Origin of the sequence: Mesorhizobium sp. B2-3-4, from assembly GCF_006442315.1 — a bacterium.
GTDB lineage: Bacteria > Pseudomonadota > Alphaproteobacteria > Rhizobiales > Rhizobiaceae > Mesorhizobium.
In genome coordinates this window covers 1-18,070 of sequence record NZ_VFVY01000025.1, presented here as the reverse complement: position 1 = coordinate 18,070, position 18,070 = coordinate 1, and the positions used below count along the sequence as shown (strand labels likewise).

Below are 18,070 nucleotides of genomic sequence, written 5' to 3'. Positions count from 1 at the left end.
TGAATGCGCCTGCTTGGCGAGGCGTTTGGGCAACTTCGATCCCGCCCGGATGTTCCGAGCGCCAGATCGATTGTTGTCGGAAGGTTCACCCGAGGTCTGCACAGGCAGCCGGCTGCCAAATGGACTAGCCGCGACGGCGGAGGCGGTTGGCGGCCATCGGATTGTCGCTTCGCCTTATGAGCCCGCGGCCTCAGTCGGCCGGCGTCCTCAACCCGAGCGCCTCGACCATGGCCGGGTCCAGCGCGCGCGTGGTGTCGTCCATCATGCCCATGCCGTCGAAGAGATCCCAGAAGGCCCAGGGAAAGCCCGATGCCTCGGCGCTTTGCCGGACATCGGCGATGTAGCGGGCGCGGTCGGGGTTGGGCGCGGCTGTGTAGCGGGCATCCGTGCGCAGCGCGCCGAATTCGCCCATGATGATGCGTTCGCGCGCAATGCCGTGGGCGTCGGCCCAGGCGCGCGCCTGGCCGAGATATTTGTCGATGAACCAGCGATCGGGCCCAGCGTCGAAATAGACTTTCAGCACGCGTTCGGTTTCGGCATAGGCGGCCTTCTTGTCGGCTTGCGATGTCTGCGTATCCTGAGCCATGCGTGCCCGGACGGAGGCCAGTGTCTGTTCGAGCGAACCGGCGGAGGCCGGCCATGGCACATTGTTCAGCGCGCGGTAGACGGGCTCGCGCATCCAGGGCGCGCCCTGGTGGCTGAACAGATAGGGTTCGTAGAAGTGGAAGGTGAACAGGATCGGTTCGAAGGCCGCCAGCGGTTGCGGGTCGAGCGCGGCGAGCCCGCTCACCATCGAGCCGCAACCGCCGGTGACGACCAGAGGCAAGGTCGCGGACGATGCCCGGGCCGCGGTCAGGAGCGCCGCCTGGACCAGCGACCAGACATTGGAGTCGCAGGATTGCGGCGGCTCGTTGACCGGCTCCAGCGCCACCATATCAGCCGGGAAGCGCTGCAGCCTGCCGGCAAGCTCGCCGACCAGCGCGCGATAGGCTTCGAATTCCGGCGCGGCGGTGCTGGAGACCATGCGGTCGGGATTCCAGTAATGGGTGGCGCCGTTGGCCTGCACGTTGACGATGATGCCGAGATCGGCATCGATGGCGGCCGCGACGGCATCGTCGAGCGTCGCCAATAATTTCGTGCGGGTGGCGGCGTCGGCGGCAAGGAACGGCCCGGGATCGACCGGCAGGCGGATGAAGTCGAGCCCGGTCTGGCGCAGCCGGCGCAGGTCGGCCGGGGTCGGCACCGGCCGCTGCGACTGGAAGGGCGGCCAGGCATAATCGGTGCGCGGCGCGGGAAATTCACGCGTCAGCGCGAACCAGGGCCAGGCATTGACGCCGCGGCGAAAGCGCCACGCGCCGGTGGCGGCGGCCAGAGCGGGTGGTCCGGACGAAAGTGCTGCAGGCACCAGCGCGCCCGACAGCGCGGTGCGCAGCAGCCGCCGTCGCGACCAGCCCGTCATACGGCGCCGGGCGAGGGCCGATCGACCGGCACGGCGCCGGCGGCGCTCACGCCCAGAAGCCGGTAGGCCTCGGTTTCATAGGCAAGCAGGACATCGTCCCAGCGGAACGCCTCGTCGGCGCGCGCCCTTGCGGCCGCGCCGCACGATTTGACCAGGGCGTCATCGTCCAGCGCCTGTTGCATGCGCTCGGCGCAGCTCTGCCTGTCGGTGAAGAAGATCGCGGCCGCGCCCGCGGTCCACCTGTTATAGGGGTTGTCGTGGGCGATCACCATGTTGCCGGCGGCCAGTGCCTCGACCAGCGAGGGATTGGTGCCGCCGACGGTGTGGCCATGCAGATAGGCGCGCGCGTGAAAGCGCAGCGCCTTCACCGCGGCCTGGTCGTAGATGGCTCCTGGCAGCACCACCGAGGCGTTGGCCGCCTTGCGGATGGCGGCATGATAGGGAATGTCGGGGGAAAGCGTGCCAAGCACCACCAGCTTCATGTCGCGCTTCTGGCCGCAGAAGGCCTCGACGATGGGCAGGATGTTGTTGTCGGGCTCGATGCGCGCGATCGAGATCAGGTATCTGCCAGGCTCGAGGCCAAGCGCGCGCACCGGTTCCTCCGGCGCCGCCGTCACCGGGTCGGCGCCATAGGTGATGGTGGCGATGGCGCTGCGCGGCCGGCGCGTCGCCAGATGGTCGGCGATCACGGGATGGTCGGCGACCAGACGGTGCGAGGCCCAGGCGCCGATCCACTCGTTGAGCCAGAACCATGTGCGCGCCGCCATCCCCCATTTGGGCCGGCGCCACTCGATGCCGTCCATGTTGGTGACGATCTTGCGGCGCATCAGCCTCAGCCAGGTCAGGAAGACCGCGCCATTATAGCCGAGCACCAGGCAGACGCCTGGCCGCCGGGCGGCGTCGAGCACGCATTGCCAGTCGAATTCCAGCGTCGCGCGCGGACCTTTCGAGGCGACCTGGACATGAATGAGCTCGATGCCTTTCCAGGTTTCGGTGCGCACCCGCCGGTCGATCCGCTCGACCTCGTCCTGGCAATAGACGCCGACCTTCCAGCCGCGCGCGACAAGAAACAGCGCCAGCCTTTCGGCGAAGGTCTCGAAGCCGCCATGGGCCGCGGGAATGCCACGCGTCCCGAGGATCAGGATGGTGGGCGTTGCCGATTTCATCGTTGCTGGCGCTTTCAAATCCGCTCGATTCGCACTGCGAGTGCTGTCCCAAACCCCTGGACCCCGGCCATGCGATATCCATGCCAGACTCAGGGTCGGCACCATTATCTCACCGGGTTGTAAAATATTTCTTCCGGCCGCTGGGGTTGTTTCACTATCGGTCAACCTTCCCCGGTTATGTATCGAAACGAGGCGTTGCCGGGCCCTGAAGACCCGCGGATGGCCAGATCAGGCCCGGCATGATCCTTGCTCATGGACTTCTGCGCGCCAGAATCGGCGGAGGCGCGCGGCATTGGTGTGGTGATGACCATGCTGACAACCAGTGAAGTCCAAAGGGGTGTTGGACTTGAAGTTTTCCGGTCGCTGATATCGTCAGGCGGCGGAATCGTCACACCACCCCTGACAGAAAGATGCATGTGAATATGCGGATTGCCTGCATCCATCAGGGCTACGAACTCTATGGTTCCGACCGTAGCTTCGCGGAGAGCGTGGCCGCGCTGCGCGCCGCGTTTCCATCAGCCGACATCGAAGTGGTGCTGCCGCGTAGCGGACCGATCGTCAAGATCCTCGAACCGCATGCGACCCGGATCGTCTTCGAGCCGCTGTGGGTGCTGAGGCGCCAGGCCATTGCGCGCCTTGCCACCATCGAGATGGCGCGGCTGCCGGTCGCGGTGCTGAGGGCATGGCGGCGGCTCCGGGACCGCGACCTCACCTATGTCAACACCTCGATTGTGGCCGACTACGCGCTGGCGGCGCGCCTTCTCCCGCGCAAGGCGGTGCTGCATATCCACGAAATCCCCGAAGGCGCCATGCGCAGGATCCTTGTCGGCCTGATGCACTGGAGCCATGCCGACCTCATCTTCAACTCGCGCGCCACCCGCGCCGCGTTCGGCGAGCCGAGGTCGGCGCGTTCCCATGTGGTCTATAACGGCGTTGCTGGCCCGGCGGCGGCCGAAGCGATGACCTATGACGGCAAGCGTCCGCTCAAGGTGCTTTTGCTTGGCCGCATCAACCGGATCAAGGGCCAGGAGGTGCTTCTGGAGGCGATCGCCTCGCTGCCGGCGGAGCTGAAGTCGCGCGTCGAGGTACGGCTGGTCGGCGGCGCCTTCGAAAGCGTCGAGCGCGAGCGCGCGCTTGCCGAACTGGTCGAGACCATGGGACTTGCCGGACGCGTCAGCGTGCTGCCCTTCATTCCCGATCCGTCCGAGCATTATCGCTGGGCCGATATCGTCACTGTGCCGTCGCGCCGTCCCGAATCGCTCGGCCGCGTCGCCATCGAGGCCATGGCCTATGGCCGGCCGCCGCTGGTGTCGGCGATCGGCGGGCTGGTCGAGGTGGTCGCGGACGGCGTAACCGGCTGGCATGTGCCGCCCGGCGACGCCGCCGCGCTTGCCGGCAAACTCGAGGAGATCATCCTGCGGCCCGAAGCCTGGCGCTCCTTTGTCGCCGCCGGGCGGGCGCGCTACGAAGCGCTGTTCAGCGAGCCGGTCGCGGCGGCGGCCATTGCCGCGATAGCCGCCGACAAGCTGAAGGCGATCATCGCCAAGCCGGGCCGGACGGCAACCGTGCGCCAGGCGGAGACACGGCCGTGAAACTCCCTGGCCATCTGGTGCGGCGCCTGGTGCTGATGATCGGCGGCGAGGCGATGCAGAGCGGCTTCCACTTCGCTCTCAACATCGCGCTGCTGCACATGTTGTCGGCGCAAGGCTACGGTCTCTTCGCCATCGGCATGGTGATGGGCGGCGTCGGCCTGTCCTATATCAGGTCGCTCACCGCGGTTCCCGCCTCGATATGGATGGGCAAGAGCACCAACAGCGCCGGCGTCGATGCCTATGACGTGGCCTTCGGGACGGCGGCGCTGGTCGTGGCCTTGCTGATGGCCTTCGGCACGGCGATCGTCATGCGCCTGCTCGGCGATCCCAGCGGAATAGCCGCCGGCTGCTTCGTCGGCGCGTGGTCCCTGCGCAGCCATATGCGCACGGCCTTCTTCGCGCGTCGTCAGCAACTGATCGTCTCGATCAGCGATGGCGCCTTTACGATCGCCGGCACCGTCATGGCTGGCCTGGCGATCTGGTTGGCCAAGGACATGCTGCAGACCGTGTTCTACGCGCTTGCCGCGGCCAATGTGTTCGGCATCTTCGTCCTCGTCCGGCTGGCGCCCCGCACGCTGCGCATCAGTTTTCGGATGCCGACGCGGCGGCGCTATGCAAAACTCTGGTCGCAGCTCTGCTGGTCGGCCTTCAGCGCCACCACCACCAACATTCAGGGCCAATGCCTGGCGCTGCTGGTCGCGGGCATTGCCGGGCCTGCAGCCTACGCGCCGCTGGCGGCGGTGCTGGTGCTGTTCGCACCGCTGCGCATCATCAGCCTGGCCTTCGTCAACATGACGCAGCCGGAACTGGCCAAGCTGATGCGCAACAACGAAACGCGCCGTGTCTGGGCGCAGTCGAAGATCTGGGCCGCCGTCATGGGGTTCGGCGCACTGGTCTATGGATGCGCCATCATGTTCCTCCTGCCGATGATCAAGTCCCAGGCGCTTCAGGATGCATCGGTGGGGTTCATCGGGCTTTTCGTGATCGCGAACTTCGTCCCGATCATGCTCTACATCATGCCGCGCATCGTGCTGGAGATCATGGGCGACTTCCGCATCGTGGCGTTCATCACCATGGGCGGCGCCATTGTCGGGCTGGTGCTGATCGCCATCTCGCTGGCAATCGCGCCGCCGCCATGGGCGCTGGCCGGTTCGGCGCTTTCCGAGATCTTCGTGCTCGCGGCATCATGGTATTTCGTGCATCACCGCATGTGGAACATCGAGCATCCGGACCAGCAGCGCAACAGCCGTCTGGGCTCCTGGCGGCGGGCGGTTACGTTCGCCGCGGTAAAACGATAGGAGAGCGATGTGTCAGGACAGGCAGCGCAAATCGTCGCGGTGACCGATCTGCCGGACGGGCAGGTTTCGCATCCCGCCGCCGTCGCCGCGAACGACGCCTATACGGCAAAACTGCACACCAGCCTCGATGCGGTAAGGCCGCTCTGGCTGCGCCTGCAGGCGCAGGGCGTGTGCACCGGCCACCAGAATTACGCCTGGGCGGAAGGGATCGTCGCGCGGCTGCTGCCGGAAGGCACCGAGCTGCTGATCGTGGAGGTGGCGGACGCCGCGACCGGCCAACCCAGGATGCTGGTGCCGCTGATGCGGCGCAGGGCCTTCCACCATTGGGTGATCGAATGGTTGAGCTGCGGCGTCTGCGACTATTCGGCGCCGCTGCTGGCCGATGCCAGCCCGTGGACCACGCAATCCGCGCAGGCCGCGTGGGCCGCGGTGCGTTCGGTGCTGCCGCCGGCGGACCGTGTCCACATCGTGGGCATACCGCGGCAGGTCAACGGCGTCGCCAATCCGCTGGCCCTGCTTCCGGCGACGCGCGATTCCATCCAGACCACCTACGGCCTCGCCATCGAGGGCGATGCCGAGACCTTGCTGAAGCGCCTGTGCCGGCCCTCCTTCGTCAAGGCCTTCAACAAGGACTGGCGCCGGCTCGAGCGGCTCGGCGATCTCGAACTGGTCGAAGCCGACACACCTGCCAAGGTGGAGTCCGTCTTTGGCGGGCTGGTCAGGATGCGCCTCGACCGCTTTCGCGAGCTTGGCCGTTTCGACCTCCTGACCCAGGAGACGGCCGTCGGGTTCTACCGGAACGCGGCCCTTCAGGGCCTTTCGGACGGATCGGTGCGGATCTTCGGGCTGCGCGTCGGCGAGGCCCTGATCGCGGTGCAATATCTGTTGGCTCATCAAGGCATCGTTCATGCTCTCATGATAGCAATCGACCAGAGCGCGGTGCCCAACGTGTCTCCGGGCCTGTTGATCATGGGCAGGCTGATGAGCTGGGCGCGCGAGAAAGGCTTCGGCTATTTCGACCTGTCGGTCGGCAGCCAGAGCTACAAGGAACATATGGGCGCCAAGGGTTCGGTGCTGGCCGAGCTTTGCCACGGGTTCACGATGAAGGGCAGTGCCGCGAGCACCGCCATCAAGTTGCGTAACCGGGCCGAGGCTTTCGTCCGCGCCAATCCAAGGCTGCTCACGGCGGTCCAGGGATCGATGCGAGGCTTGCGGCGCTTGCGTGGAGGATGCTGAGGGCGGGCCGGAACGACAGGAGAAGCATGTGGCAAGCCAGGCAATGCGAAAGGCCGCGGTGGCGAATGTCGCCGGTGGCCCCCATTCTCCGGCAACCGCCGGCGCCGGCGTCGCCACGCACTATACCGCCCGGCTGCACACCAGCTTCGACACCGTAAGGCCGTTATGGCTGCGCCTCGAGGAGACCGGCCTGTGCACCGGCCACCAGGGCCTTGCCTGGGTGGAAGGGATCGCAAACCGGCTGATGCCCAAAACCGCCGAGCTGCTGGTGGTGGAGGTCAACGATGCCGCCACGGATGCGCCCGTCATGCTGATGCCGTTGATGCGGCGCCGGGCGCTCGGCCATTATGTGATCGAATGGCTGAGCTGCGGCGTCTGCGACTATTCGGCCCCGCTGCTGGCCGACGCCAGGCCGTGGACCACGCAAGGCGCCGACGCCGTCTGGGCGGCCGTGCGCGCCGTGCTGCCGCCGACCGACCGCATCCATGTTGCGGGAATCCCGCAGGAAATCCACGGTGTCGCCAATCCGCTGGCGCTGCTTTCGGTGGCGCGCGACTCCATCCAGATCGCCTCCGGCCTGGCCATGGACGGCGATCCGCAAACGCTGATCAAGCGCATCTGCAAACAGTCTTTTTCGAAGAATTTCAACAAGCATTGCCGCCGCTTCGAACAGCTCGGCGGGCTCGCTCTGGTCGAAGCCGAGACGCCCGGCATGATCGAGGAGCAGTTCGCGACGCTGCTGGACCTCAGGCTCAACCGCTTTCGCGAACTCGGGCGCTTCGACCTGCTGACGCAGGCGCCGATCGTCGAGTTCTACCGCAATGCGGCCCTGACTGGGCTTTCAGACGGCTCCGTGCGGTTGTTCGGGCTGCGGGTCGGTCAAGCCTATCTCGCGGTGATCTACGTGCTTGTCATGAAGGGCACGTTGCATGCGCTGCTGCTCGGGATCGACCAGGACGCGGTGCCCAACGTCTCTCCGGGCCTGACGACGATCGGCAAGCTGATGATGTGGGGACGGTCGCAAGGGCTCGGCTATTTCGACCTTTCGGTCGGCAGCCAGGGCTACAAGCAGCATATCGGTGCATCGAGCTCGGTGCTGGCCGAACTGTGCGAGCCGATGACGCTGAAGGGCAGGGGCTCGACCGCCTATATCAGGCTGCGCGGCAAGACCGAGCTTTTCGTGCGCTCCAAGCCGCGGCTCTACAAGGCCGTGCAGGGCGTGATGCGCCGCCTGCGGCGGCTGAAGAACTGACGGCCGCCGGTCCTGGCGGGACATTTGGGCGCCATTGCTCTCATCCTGATTCAAGGCGGCCCCGGAACCTCTTCAAAACACTGCGAAAGATTTAACCGAACCGCAACCTGCGGTGTCTATAGGGTTATGCGAGGGATCAGAAGCCAAGGGCAACGACATGTCAGCAACAATTTCCCGGTTCATCCGGGACGAATCCGGCGCCACCGCCATCGAATATGGTCTGATCGCCGCGCTTATCGCGCTTGCCATCATCACCGGTGCGGGCGCGCTGGGCAACGCGATCAACGGCAAGTTCACCAAGATCGGCAACACGTTGAACAGCAGCGGCTCGTAAGCCGCGGGCCAGGCCGCCGCCCTCGAAATTGACAGGGCGGCGCGTCTCCGTCATCCTTGAACCCAGTCGCCAGGCCGCGAAAGCGGCCGTGTCTGATATCGGGCGACCGAGGGCAGCGTCATGTTCAGTCCCGTCACCGGCCAGAATGCCAAGCGCGCCGCGGTGCGCAAGGCGCTCGACGGCCACAAGGTCTACATCACCGCGCAAAGTTTTTCGGACGGAGCCTACCGGGCGCGCGTGCTGGTCGACGGCGAGGCCTACTGGGTCGATGAATTCCGCCTGAGCCAGTTGCAGCAGGGCCTCACGCCGGCCGAGCTCGAGCTGACGCCGGCGATCGACGATTGAGATTGTGAGGCGACGCTGCCGGGAGATGCTGACGGGAGGGCGTAAAGGAACGCCGCGCCCGGGCGTCGGTCTAGCCGGCACCCACGCCTGCTCATGACAATTTCCCCCAAGCTCAAGACCTACCGCGCCAAGCGCGAATTCTCGAAGACGCCGGAGCCGGCGGGCGGGTCGATCACCGCCGACGGCAACCGCTTCGTCGTTCACAAGCATCATGCGACGGCGGACCACTACGATCTGCGGCTGCAGGTCGGCGATGTCCTGAAGAGCTGGGCCGTGCCGCGCGGGCCGTCGCTCAACCCGGCCGACAAGAGGCTGGCGGTCGAAACCGAGGACCATCCGCTTGAATATATCGACTTCGAGGGCGTCATTCCCGAGGGCGAATATGGCGGCGGGCCGATGATCGTCTGGGACACAGGCACATGGGCGCCGATGGACGATGTCGAGAAGAGCCTCGCCACCGGGGCCTTCAAGATCCGGCTGGCCGGCGAAAAGCTCAATGGCGGCTGGATGCTGACCAGGCTGAAGCCAAAGCCCGGCGAGGATTCCGAAAAGAAGAACTGGCTGCTGTTCAAGGAGCGCGACCTGGCCGCTGACGTTGACCTGAACATCCTCGAAGCGCGGCCGGAAAGCGTGAAATCCGGCCTGCGCATCGAGGAACTGGCGGCGCCCCCGAAACCCGCGGCCAAGCGCGCGCCAAAGCCTGGTTCGCTGAAGCCTGGCGACCTGCCGGGCGCGGCCAGGGCGCCGGCGCCCGGCCGCATCGAGCCGCAACTGGCGACCCAGGTGCCGAAGCCGCCGGGCGGCGAAAGCATTGCCGAAAACACCAACGAGCCCTGGCTGCATGAGATCAAATTCGACGGCTACCGCACCATGGCGCATGTCGGCGACGGGCAGGTGCGGCTGATCACCCGTGGCGGCATCGACTGGACGAAGCGCTATGGCGATCTGCCGCACGCTTTCGCAAAATTGCCGTGCCGCGATGCGATCATCGACGGCGAGATCGTCGTGCTCGACGCCAAGGGCATTTCGCGCTTTGCGCTGCTGCAGGACGCGCTGGCCGAGGGCGCCGGCAGCAAGCTGCATTTTTATGCCTTCGACCTGCTGCATCTCGACGGCTGGGACCTGATGAAGGCGCCGCTCATCGCGCGCAAGGCGCTGCTGGCCGAGCTGCTTGGCGGGCTCGGCGCCAACTCCGCCATCCAGTTCTCCGACCATGTCGAAGGCTCGGGGCAGGGGCTTTACGACCAGGTGACGGAACTCGGCCTGGAGGGCGTGGTCTCCAAGCGCGCCACCGCGATCTATCAGAGCGGCCGCACCAAGAGCTGGACCAAGACGAAGGCGCTCGAGAAGGCCGATTTCGTCATCGCCGGCTACACCGTTTCAGAAGCGGCCGAGGGGTTGGCCGCGCTCGGCATGGCGGAGTGGGTGGACGGCGAGCTGCACTATCGCGGCAAGGTCGGCACCGGCTTCGACCGCGAAACCGCCGAGGACCTGCTGGCGCGGCTGGAGCCGCTCACGTCGGGTGCGACGCCGCCGGAAGGCGTGCCGCGCGAAATCATGCGCGAGATGCGCTGGGTGAAGCCGCTGTTTTCGGCGCGCATCCACTTTGCCAACCGAACCGCTGACAATTCGCTGCGCCATGGCGTGTTTCGCGGCCTCAGGGATGTCGGCCTGTCGACGCCGGTCTCGGCCAAGCGCAAGCGGCTGATCTCGGAGGCCGACCTTGCCACCATCTGGGTGACCAATCCGGAACGGCGGCTGTTCGGCAAGGCCGGCCCGACCAAGCTCGACATCGCCGTCTATTACGCGCTGGTCGGCGACTTCATGCTGCCGCATATCCTCGGCCGGCCGGTGTCGCTGGTGCGTTGCCCTACCGGCCTGCCCAAGGACTGCTTCTTCCAACGCCACGCCTTCACCGGCATGCCGCCTTCCGTGGTGACGTTCCAGGCGACCAATTCCGAAGGCGAGACCAAATCCTATCTCTCGGTCGAGGGCGCCAAGGGCTATCTGGCGCTGGCGCAGTTCGGCGTCGTCGAGTTCCACACCTGGGGCACCCACCGCACCAGCCTGGACAAGCCGGACCAGATCGTCTTCGATCTCGATCCGGGCGAGGGGATTTCGTGGCGCGAGGTGGTCGAGGCCGCCGTCCACATCAAGGGCGAACTGGAGGGGCTCGGGCTGGTGCCCTTCGCCAAGACCTCCGGCGGCAGCGGCATCCACATCACCGTGCCGGTGACATCAAAGCAGAACTGGAAGAAGCTGCACCAGGCAACCAGTGCCATCGCGACGCATCTGGCGGCGACCGCGCCCGACACTTTCACCACCACCATGGGCAAGGAGAACCGCAAGCGGCGCATCTTCATCGACTATCACCGCAATGCGCGCGGCCACACCTCGGCAGCACCCTATTCGCTGCGGGCGCGCACCAATCTGCCGGCCTCGACACCGGTCAGCTGGAGCGACCTGGAGGCGATCGATGCGCCGCAGGACTTGAACTATTCATCGCTGCCGGGGCTCTTGGAAACGTCTGGCGATCCGTGGGCGGAGATCGATGATTTCGCCAGGGATTTGCCGGTTTTTCGGTCTTCGTAGCGCCGTTGCGGAGCGTGGCGGATCGGGTTCCGGACCGTAACCTCAGAGCTCCGCCACGGTCCGGAACCGGCCCGCCACGGTCGTGATCCCAGGAGCCTTCAGACCAATCGCCAACGCCAACGAATGCCAGCCCGTCGACGGTTTCGACAATTTGAATTATCCTCCCGCCCGGACCCATCGTACCCGCCGGAACATTTCGTCAGGGATTTGGCTTTATCATCAGGGGTCGGTGTAGGATTTAAGCAGCCTTGTTCGTCCTGCGGACGAAGCGCTGCAACATAGTGTCAGCGCATGGCCGCGTAGGAGTTCATCATGGCGCCCAGGGCAAGTTGGAAGGGTTATCTCAAGCTCAGTCTCGTCAGCTGTCCGGTGCGGCTTTACCCCGCCACCAGTGCCAGCGAACGCATCTCGTTCAACCAGTTGCACAAGAAGACCCACAACCGCATCAACATGAAGCCGGTCGACCCGGAACTGGGGCTCGTCGAGCGGGCGGATCTGGTCAAGGGCTACGAGTACGAGGACAAGCAGTACATCATCATCGATGACACCGACCTCGACGCGGTCAGGATCGAATCCAACCATACGATGAACATCGAGGCCTTCGTCGACGAGGACGAGGTCGACGTCATCTACCAGGACGCGCCCTATTACATGGCGCCGGACGGCGCGATGGCGGAGGAAACCTTCGCCGTGCTGCGCGAGGCGATGCGCAAGTCCGGCAAGCTCGCCATTGCACGGCTGGTGCTGTCCAGCCGCGAACGCGTGGTGACAATCGGTGCGCGCGAAAACGGCATGTTCGTGTGTACGTTGAGGAACCCGAACGAAGTGCGTGGCACGGTTGAGTATTTCGGCAACATCCCGGCCGGCAAGCCCGACCAGGAAATGCTTGAGCTCGCCGAAGCGCTGATCAAGCAGAAGGAAACCACCTTTGACCCGAAGAACTACGAGGACCGCTACGAGATCGCGCTGATGGCGATGATCCGCGAGAAGCTCAAGGGTCACAAGCCGATCATCGCGGCGGCGCCCGAGCGCGGCAACGTCATCAACCTGATGGACGCGCTGAAGGCGAGCCTGTCGCAGTCGAAGCCGCCGGCAAAGTCGAAGAGCAAGGCCGACGAGGCAGCCAAGCCCGCCGCCAAGAAGGCGGCAGCGGGCGGCGCTGCTGAAAATCCGCTCAAGGCCAGTCTGCTCAAGGCGGTCGGCAAGAGCAAGAAATGACGGCACCGGCGGGCGCCGTCTTCGGCACGGTCGGCGCGCTGGCGGCTTTTCCGCTCCGGCTCGCCGCACGCGAGGTGGAGCGCCAGCACGGCCAACTCAGGCGCGGCGTCACCAGGCGCACCACCCATGTCGTGTTCGGACGCACTTTGTTGTCCAAGACCGGGCTGTCCAAGACTGGGCTGTCCAAAGCGGGGTTGTCCAAGACAGGGCCGGCTAAGGCCGGTGACGGCGACATCGAACGCCGCCTCGGCGCCGAGCGCGCGGCGGGCCGTGTTGTGCTGAGCGAGAACGGGTTCCTGCGTCTGCTCGGCCTGATGCAGGCGCCGGAGGCATCCTCGCTGTCGCGCCAGTCGCTGATCGACCAATCCAGGCTGTCGGGCGCCGATGTCGACAGGCTCAGCCTGTTCGACGCCTTCGAGCATGATTGTGAACCCTATTCCTTCCGCGACCTGATCCTGGCGCGCAAATATGCCGGGCTGATCGCCGGCGGCGCGACATGGGGCGCGATCGCGCGCTCGGTCCACCGCTCCGGTCCGGTCGCATCGCTCACCGCCAAGTCGCTCAATGTCGGCTCGGCGTTCGGCCGGCCCGACGCCATCTATCTCGAAGGCGGCCAGAGCGAACTCGACGGGCAGTTGCTGTTCGATCTGGGCGCCGCGGCCCAGGGTGACGACACGCTGGAAGACTTGTTCGCCGAAGCGGAAGCGACCGAGGAGGGCGGCGACCACGATGGCGCGGCCGTGCTCTACCAGCGCTGCCTCGCCATCGATCCGACCGACGCGATCGCCGCCTTCAACCGCGCCAACTGCCTGCGCGGGGCCGGGCGCGTGGCCGAGGCCGCGCATGACTATATCAGGGCGATCAAGCTCGACCCGGCCTTCGTCGAAGCCTGGTTCAACCTCGCCGGCCTGATGAGCGAACAAGGCCGCGACGCCTCGGCGCGGCGGCACCTGCAGAAGGCGATCGTGCTGGACAAAAACTACGCCGACCCGGTGTTCAACCTGGCGCGGCTGGAATTCGACGCCGGCAATCTGCCCGAGGCGCGGCGACTGTGGGTGCGGTATCTGGAACTGGATGCCGACTCCGAATGGGCCGGGGTGGCGGCCAAGGGCGTGCAGTTCGTGGATATGCAACTGGCGAAGTCGGCGGGGTGAGGGCTGTGCCACTCGACGCCAAGGCCATCCGAACGCGGGTTGCCGAAGAACTCCATGCGCGCCTTGGCGAGAGATGGTTCAAGTCGGGCAGCCCCAAACTGGCGGTCGCGTCTGCGGAGAATCTGACCGACTTCACCATTGAGTTCGATTGCTATGCGGAGCGCCGGTATGGGGAATATGACTGCTCGTTGGTGGCTGTGTTCAAGTGGAAGAAGTTCGCCAAGTTATACAAGGACTTTGGCCAGTGGTATGAAATCAAGGATCCGAGTTCGGCGCAGTTCAAGACGAAAAGTTCTCGGCGACAGAGCAAGGAATTTCTCCGCGTTTCGGTCGATCATGTTTACTCGAATTTTTCAGTTCCTGGCCGATGGCCCTACTGTGCAGTCGACGAGCAGGATGTGGATGGGTTCATAGCCCAGTGTGTCGCTGACTTCGACGGCAAGGTCGGCGCATGGATCAGGCAATGGTTCACCTGGGGATCGGCGCTGAATGTGATGGATGGCAATTCCCAATTATGCGGCGCGTGGCGAGATACCGCCTATTTCTGCTTGCTTGAGCAGGTTCAAGGGCGTGAAGCTGCTTGCAAATGGATAAGCGGTATCGATGCGACTGGCTGTCCAGAATATCTGGCCGCCCAAGTGGAATATCTGCAGTCGCAGGTTTGCGGCCGTGCATCTCGACAGCTGGCTGACAAAGGATCGTGACCTGTACCGAAAGATCACCCCATGACAACCTTCCTCTTTGACGGCTTCGACACCGCCCCTATCACCATCCTGCTCGCGCATGGCGCCGGCGCTTCCATGGATTCACCTTCCATGACCGCCACCGCCAAGGCTCTCGCCGCCGTGGGTTTTCAGGTCGCGCGGTTCGAGTTCCACTACATGGCGGCGCGCCGCTACGGCCAGCGCAAGCCGCCGCCGCGCGCCGACACGGTGAACCCGGAATATGTGAAGGCGATCGCCGACCTCAGAGCCAGGGGCGTTCAGGGAAAGCTGATCATCGGCGGCAAGTCGATGGGCGGGCGCGTTGCCTCGATGGTGGCGGACGAGATGTTTTCCAAGGGCGAAATTGCCGGGCTGGTGTGCCTCGGCTATCCCTTCCATCCGCCCGGCAAGCCTGAGCAACTGCGGACCAAACACCTCACCGGATTGAAAACGCCGACGCTGATTTTTCAAGGCACGCGCGACGAATTCGGTACCAGGGATGAGGTGGCCGGTTATGGGCTGTCGGACAGCATCGAAGTGGTGTGGCTGGAGGACGGCGACCATGATCTCAAGCCGCGCAAGAGCATTTCGGGATTTTCGACGGCCGATCATCTGAAGACGCTGGCCGAGACGGTGAAGGCTTGGGCAGGCCGGATCGCCTCCTGATCATGAAAATCGCCACCTTCAATATCAACAACATCAACAGCCGGCTGGACAATCTGCTGGCCTGGCTTGCCACGGCCAAGCCCGATGTCGTTTGCCTGCAGGAATTGAAGGCGCGCGACACGCAGTTTCCGCGCACCGCACTTGCCGATGCCGGCTACGGCGCGGTGTGGAAGGGGGAGCCGACCTGGAACGGCGTTGCGATCCTGGCGCGCGGCGCCGAACCGGTGCTGACCCGCGATGCCTTGCCGGGCGACGACGCGGACAAGCAAAGCCGCTATATCGAGGCGGCGGTGGACGGCGTCGTCATTGCCTGTCTCTATGCGCCGAACGGCAACCCGCAGCCGGGGCCGAAATTCGCCTACAAGCTCGCCTGGCACGCGCGGCTGGAGGCGCATGCGGGTGAATTGCTCGACACCGGCCTGCCGGTCGTGCTAGCCGGCGACTTCAACATCGTGCCCGAGCCGCGCGACATCTACGCCACGCGTTCCTATGACGACAATGCGCTGGTGCAGCCGCAAAGCCGCGCCGCCTTCGCGGCGCTGCTCGAACAAGGCTGGACGGATGCCTTGAGAAAGATGCACCCGAAGGAGACGCTCTACACCTTCTGGGACTACCGCCGGAATCGCTGGCCGCGCGACGCGGGCCTGCGGCTCGATCACATCCTGCTGTCGAAGCCGCTGGTGCGCCGGCTGAAAGGCGCTGCTATCGACCGCGACGTGCGCGGGCAGGGCGGCGCCAGCGACCATGCACCGGTCTGGGTGGAATTGAGGTAAGGGATGCGCATCAGCTCCATCATCGGCGGCGTATCGCCCTTTTCCGCGGATCATCTCCCGGACTAAGGTGGGCAGGATCGGCAAGGGGGCCGTTTGATGCATTGCATTTGTGACAGTGGCTCGCGGCCGCGAGCGAAGCCGGTCCGCCACCAGCCGGTCAGCCATGAGTAATCTCGCGCTTGTCGGCCTGCTCGTCGCGGCGCTGGCGATCATTGCCGCCGTCGTCGCGGTCATCTGGCTGTTGCGGCGGCGGCACCTCGGCCGCCGGGCGCTGCGCCGGGCGAACCCCGCCAACGACTATGCCATGCGCACCGACTGGCGGCGCAGCACCGGCACCGTCAACTGCTCGTCCTTCGTCTATTTCGACGTCGACCGCGACGGCAGCTACGGCGTTGCCGACCGGCCGATGGCCGGCATCATGGTACGGCTGTTCGACGGTCGTGGCGGCTTCATTACGTCGGCGCGGACGAACAATGGCGGTTACGCCAATTTCGCCATGTCGACATCGTCGGCGACAGCCGCGATCCGGTTGCCCGGCGATTACCGGTTCTCGGTTTCAGTGCCGCCGGGCTGGCGTTCGCCCAGCGCCAACGACACGCAGTCGATGGCGTTCCGGCTGGCACCCGGTTCGCCCACCGGGTTGATATCGCAGGACCTGCCGCGGCCTGTCGGGCTGGCGCCGGTGCGCAGCCTGGCCGGCAGGATGGCGGCAGGCGCCGACGCGACGCTGTCGGTGCTGGCGAACGGGCAGGTGGTGGAGCGCCGGACGCTGGCTCCGGCTTGTGCCTTTCGCTTCGAGCTTGCCGACGAGGCCGATACGGCGGTGATCACCGGCGGCGGGCTCGACCGCCGGCTGGCGCTGTCGCCTTACCCCACCGATCTCGGCCTGCTTTCGCCCCAGGCCCCGGCGGACGAGGCGGGGCTACGCATGATTGGCTTCGACGACGTCACTGGACGCGGCTTCCGCAAGATCCCGTGCGGCCATGCCGGGCTCGATTGGCGCAATTTGAACGCCATGGCGAAGGACCACACCAAGGACAGCGAGGGCTATGTCAACGGCAATGTCTCTGGCGACCACGTGGCTTACACCAGTAGCGGCTATCCGGCCGAGTTCGGCCGCGAGACGCCGTTCGGCTTCCATTCGGTGCTGCTCAGCGCTGCCTGGCTGAAGGCAGAAGGGGAAACGGCGCTGATCGAAAGCTGGCTCGGCGAACGGCTGGTCGCCAGCGACGAGGTGATGCTGTCGGCGCTAACGCCGCTGTATTATGCGCCGATGCTCGGGCAAGTAACTCGCGTCCGCCTTTCGACGAAACACCATTGGCAGATGGTTATGGACGATCTGGTTCTTGCGGGCTGATCAGGTGGGGCCGCCTTTTGAGGTCACGACCGGGCCGTTGGTCGCGGCTGTGATCAATTTCAGATTGCCTTTCTTGGCCAAGGCGGGCCGCTGATAGATCTTCTTCATGATCAAGCTCTCCAATATATATCCCGGCCGGAGTGTGCCACACCGCTGCCTTCTGTCAACGTTTCGCCGGGAATGGACCGGTTTTGCCGGCAAAACCGTGTCAAATTGGACACTGCCGAGCTTGCCGGAGCTTTTCCGATGAGGTCGTGACGGCAATTGGCGAGCGTAGAGCCATCGACCTCGACTGATTCTAGAGCGGGAACGACGCCGAATTCTTCACAATTCAGGCGTTTGCGCCTGCCATATGCCAGGTCCCGGCCGCATTTGCGATCGCCTGCGACGCTGATAGTCTTGGCCGAGGCCGGCGAGGGGAAAGCGCGATGAACAGGGTGGCTGACAGGGTGCCGGCGCTTGTCCTGGCAGTGGTCACGGCTGCCTGTCTGGGCCGGGTCTATCCGCTGATCGACATCGTTGCCGAGCGCGGCTCCTACGGGCTGGACGCGGCCACGCTGAAGCTGGGCGCGTATTCGGCGGGAGCGCTCGTCTGTTTCATCGGCGCGCTGCTGTTCCTTTCGGGCCAGTTGCCCGGCCGGCCCGCGCACGCGGCAGGAGTGCCGCTGTTCGGCCGGGACGCCGAGGTGGAGCCGGTGGGTCGTCCGCGCCTGCGCCGGGCTTTCCTGGTGCTGCCGGTGGTCGTGCTGCTGGCCCTGCTTGGCGACCGGCTCAGCACGTGGCGGTCGCATGAGGGTGGCCAGGATGTCGCCAGCGCGCCGCCGGCGGAACCCGCGCCAAGGCCGGAGCCGCCAGCCCAGGCCCCGCCGCAGGCGGCAAAGCCGCCGGCGCCGCCCCCGGCCGCCCCCGAGACACCTTCGCCGC

16 protein-coding genes and 1 pseudogene are annotated in these 18,070 nt (G+C 65.5%); 14 read left to right on the top strand and 3 right to left on the bottom strand.

The genetic code is table 11. The annotated features are described in order from the left end of the window. Positions 1 to 190: 190 nt before the first annotated feature. On the bottom strand, positions 191 to 1,459 hold the full coding sequence (locus FJ967_RS28930) for a cellulase family glycosylhydrolase (RefSeq protein ID WP_140735720.1): 1,269 nt from the start codon (positions 1,457 to 1,459) through the stop codon (positions 191 to 193). Then, the gene (locus tag FJ967_RS28925; protein ID WP_140735719.1) at positions 1,456 to 2,625 is read right to left on the bottom strand and encodes a DUF1972 domain-containing protein; all 1,170 of its coding nucleotides are present in this window, start codon (positions 2,623 to 2,625) and stop codon (positions 1,456 to 1,458) included. The genes FJ967_RS28930 and FJ967_RS28925 overlap by 4 nt, the downstream gene beginning before the upstream one ends. 422 nt (positions 2,626 to 3,047) lie before the next feature. Between FJ967_RS28925 and FJ967_RS28920 the strand changes: the two genes are divergently transcribed. The 13 genes from FJ967_RS28920 to FJ967_RS28860 all read left to right on the top strand — a co-directional run bounded on the left by FJ967_RS28920 (position 3,048) and on the right by FJ967_RS28860 (position 17,146). Continuing rightward, positions 3,048 to 4,217 carry a glycosyltransferase family 4 protein gene (locus FJ967_RS28920; protein ID WP_140735815.1) on the top strand — a complete coding sequence of 390 codons (1,170 nt, stop codon included), beginning with the start codon at positions 3,048 to 3,050 and terminating at the stop codon, positions 4,215 to 4,217. Next, positions 4,214 to 5,515, top strand: a complete 1,302-nt coding sequence (locus FJ967_RS28915; RefSeq protein WP_181176185.1) for a hypothetical protein — start codon at positions 4,214 to 4,216, stop codon at positions 5,513 to 5,515. Before FJ967_RS28920 ends, FJ967_RS28915 begins: the two co-directional genes overlap by 4 nt. Positions 5,516 to 5,524: 9 nt before the next feature. Beyond that, complete coding sequence (locus tag FJ967_RS28910) at positions 5,525 to 6,751, top strand: GNAT family N-acetyltransferase (RefSeq protein ID WP_140735718.1); 1,227 nt, start codon at positions 5,525 to 5,527, stop codon at positions 6,749 to 6,751. Positions 6,752 to 6,779: 28 nt separating this feature from the next. Beyond that, a complete protein-coding gene (locus FJ967_RS28905) occupies positions 6,780 to 8,003 on the top strand; it encodes a GNAT family N-acetyltransferase (RefSeq protein ID WP_140735717.1) in 1,224 nt (407 codons plus the stop codon). Positions 8,004 to 8,160: 157 nt separating this feature from the next. Beyond that, complete coding sequence (locus FJ967_RS28900; RefSeq protein ID WP_140735716.1) at positions 8,161 to 8,337, top strand: Flp family type IVb pilin; 177 nt, start codon at positions 8,161 to 8,163, stop codon at positions 8,335 to 8,337. 120 nt (positions 8,338 to 8,457) lie between these two features. After that, positions 8,458 to 8,682 (top strand): hypothetical protein, encoded by a 225-nt coding sequence (locus FJ967_RS28895; protein ID WP_140735715.1) that lies wholly within the window; start codon positions 8,458 to 8,460, stop codon positions 8,680 to 8,682. Positions 8,683 to 8,775: 93 nt separating this feature from the next. Then, positions 8,776 to 11,274: a DNA ligase D gene (gene ligD / locus FJ967_RS28890; RefSeq protein WP_140735714.1), complete on the top strand. Its 2,499-nt coding sequence runs from the start codon at positions 8,776 to 8,778 to the stop codon at positions 11,272 to 11,274. Positions 11,275 to 11,586: 312 nt separating this feature from the next. Further along, positions 11,587 to 12,492 (top strand): Ku protein, encoded by a 906-nt coding sequence (locus tag FJ967_RS28885; RefSeq protein WP_140735713.1) that lies wholly within the window; start codon positions 11,587 to 11,589, stop codon positions 12,490 to 12,492. Further along, positions 12,489 to 13,646 carry a tetratricopeptide repeat protein gene (locus FJ967_RS28880; protein ID WP_140735712.1) on the top strand — a complete coding sequence of 386 codons (1,158 nt, stop codon included), beginning with the start codon at positions 12,489 to 12,491 and terminating at the stop codon, positions 13,644 to 13,646. The genes FJ967_RS28885 and FJ967_RS28880 overlap by 4 nt, the downstream gene beginning before the upstream one ends. Before the next feature lie 5 nt (positions 13,647 to 13,651). Then, entirely contained in the window at positions 13,652 to 14,350 is a 699-nt protein-coding gene (locus FJ967_RS28875) for a hypothetical protein (protein ID WP_140735711.1), read from the top strand. A 21-nt stretch (positions 14,351 to 14,371) separates the two neighbouring features. Further along, positions 14,372 to 15,016, top strand: a complete 645-nt coding sequence (locus FJ967_RS28870) for an alpha/beta family hydrolase (protein WP_140735710.1) — start codon at positions 14,372 to 14,374, stop codon at positions 15,014 to 15,016. 2 nt (positions 15,017 to 15,018) lie between these two features. Next, the gene (locus tag FJ967_RS28865; protein ID WP_140735709.1) at positions 15,019 to 15,789 is read left to right on the top strand and encodes an exodeoxyribonuclease III; all 771 of its coding nucleotides are present in this window, start codon (positions 15,019 to 15,021) and stop codon (positions 15,787 to 15,789) included. A gap of 163 nt (positions 15,790 to 15,952) precedes the next feature. Next, positions 15,953 to 17,146, top strand: coding sequence for a hypothetical protein (locus FJ967_RS28860; protein WP_140735708.1), 1,194 nt, complete (start codon positions 15,953 to 15,955; stop codon positions 17,144 to 17,146). Here the strand turns inward: FJ967_RS28860 and FJ967_RS33625 are convergent, their stop codons facing one another. Next, entirely contained in the window at positions 17,147 to 17,254 is a 108-nt protein-coding gene (locus FJ967_RS33625) for a putative RiPP precursor (RefSeq protein ID WP_210243599.1), read from the bottom strand. A 320-nt stretch (positions 17,255 to 17,574) separates the two neighbouring features. On the opposite strand from FJ967_RS33625, the pseudogene FJ967_RS28855 reads away from it, so the two are divergent. Continuing rightward, positions 17,575 to 18,070 (top strand): annotated as a pseudogene (locus FJ967_RS28855) (WD40 repeat domain-containing protein); the annotation flags it as partial.

Bases quoted from the DNA above. Each gene is read 5' to 3' on its own strand.
- FJ967_RS28925 (WP_140735719.1), bottom strand. From the start codon at position 2,625: ATGAAATCGGCAACGCCCACCATCCTGATCCTCGGGACGCGTGGCATT.
- FJ967_RS28860 (WP_140735708.1), top strand. From the start codon at position 15,953: ATGAGTAATCTCGCGCTTGTCGGCCTGCTCGTCGCGGCGCTGGCGATC.
- FJ967_RS28920 (WP_140735815.1), top strand. From the start codon at position 3,048: ATGCGGATTGCCTGCATCCATCAGGGCTACGAACTCTATGGTTCCGAC.
- FJ967_RS28930 (WP_140735720.1), bottom strand. From the start codon at position 1,459: ATGACGGGCTGGTCGCGACGGCGGCTGCTGCGCACCGCGCTGTCGGGC.
- FJ967_RS28880 (WP_140735712.1), top strand. From the start codon at position 12,489: ATGACGGCACCGGCGGGCGCCGTCTTCGGCACGGTCGGCGCGCTGGCG.
- FJ967_RS28865 (WP_140735709.1), top strand. From the start codon at position 15,019: ATGAAAATCGCCACCTTCAATATCAACAACATCAACAGCCGGCTGGAC.
- FJ967_RS28870 (WP_140735710.1), top strand. From the start codon at position 14,372: ATGACAACCTTCCTCTTTGACGGCTTCGACACCGCCCCTATCACCATC.
- FJ967_RS33625 (WP_210243599.1), bottom strand. From the start codon at position 17,254: ATGAAGAAGATCTATCAGCGGCCCGCCTTGGCCAAGAAAGGCAATCTG.
- FJ967_RS28885 (WP_140735713.1), top strand. From the start codon at position 11,587: ATGGCGCCCAGGGCAAGTTGGAAGGGTTATCTCAAGCTCAGTCTCGTC.
- ligD (WP_140735714.1), top strand. From the start codon at position 8,776: ATGACAATTTCCCCCAAGCTCAAGACCTACCGCGCCAAGCGCGAATTC.
- FJ967_RS28895 (WP_140735715.1), top strand. From the start codon at position 8,458: ATGTTCAGTCCCGTCACCGGCCAGAATGCCAAGCGCGCCGCGGTGCGC.
- FJ967_RS28900 (WP_140735716.1), top strand. From the start codon at position 8,161: ATGTCAGCAACAATTTCCCGGTTCATCCGGGACGAATCCGGCGCCACC.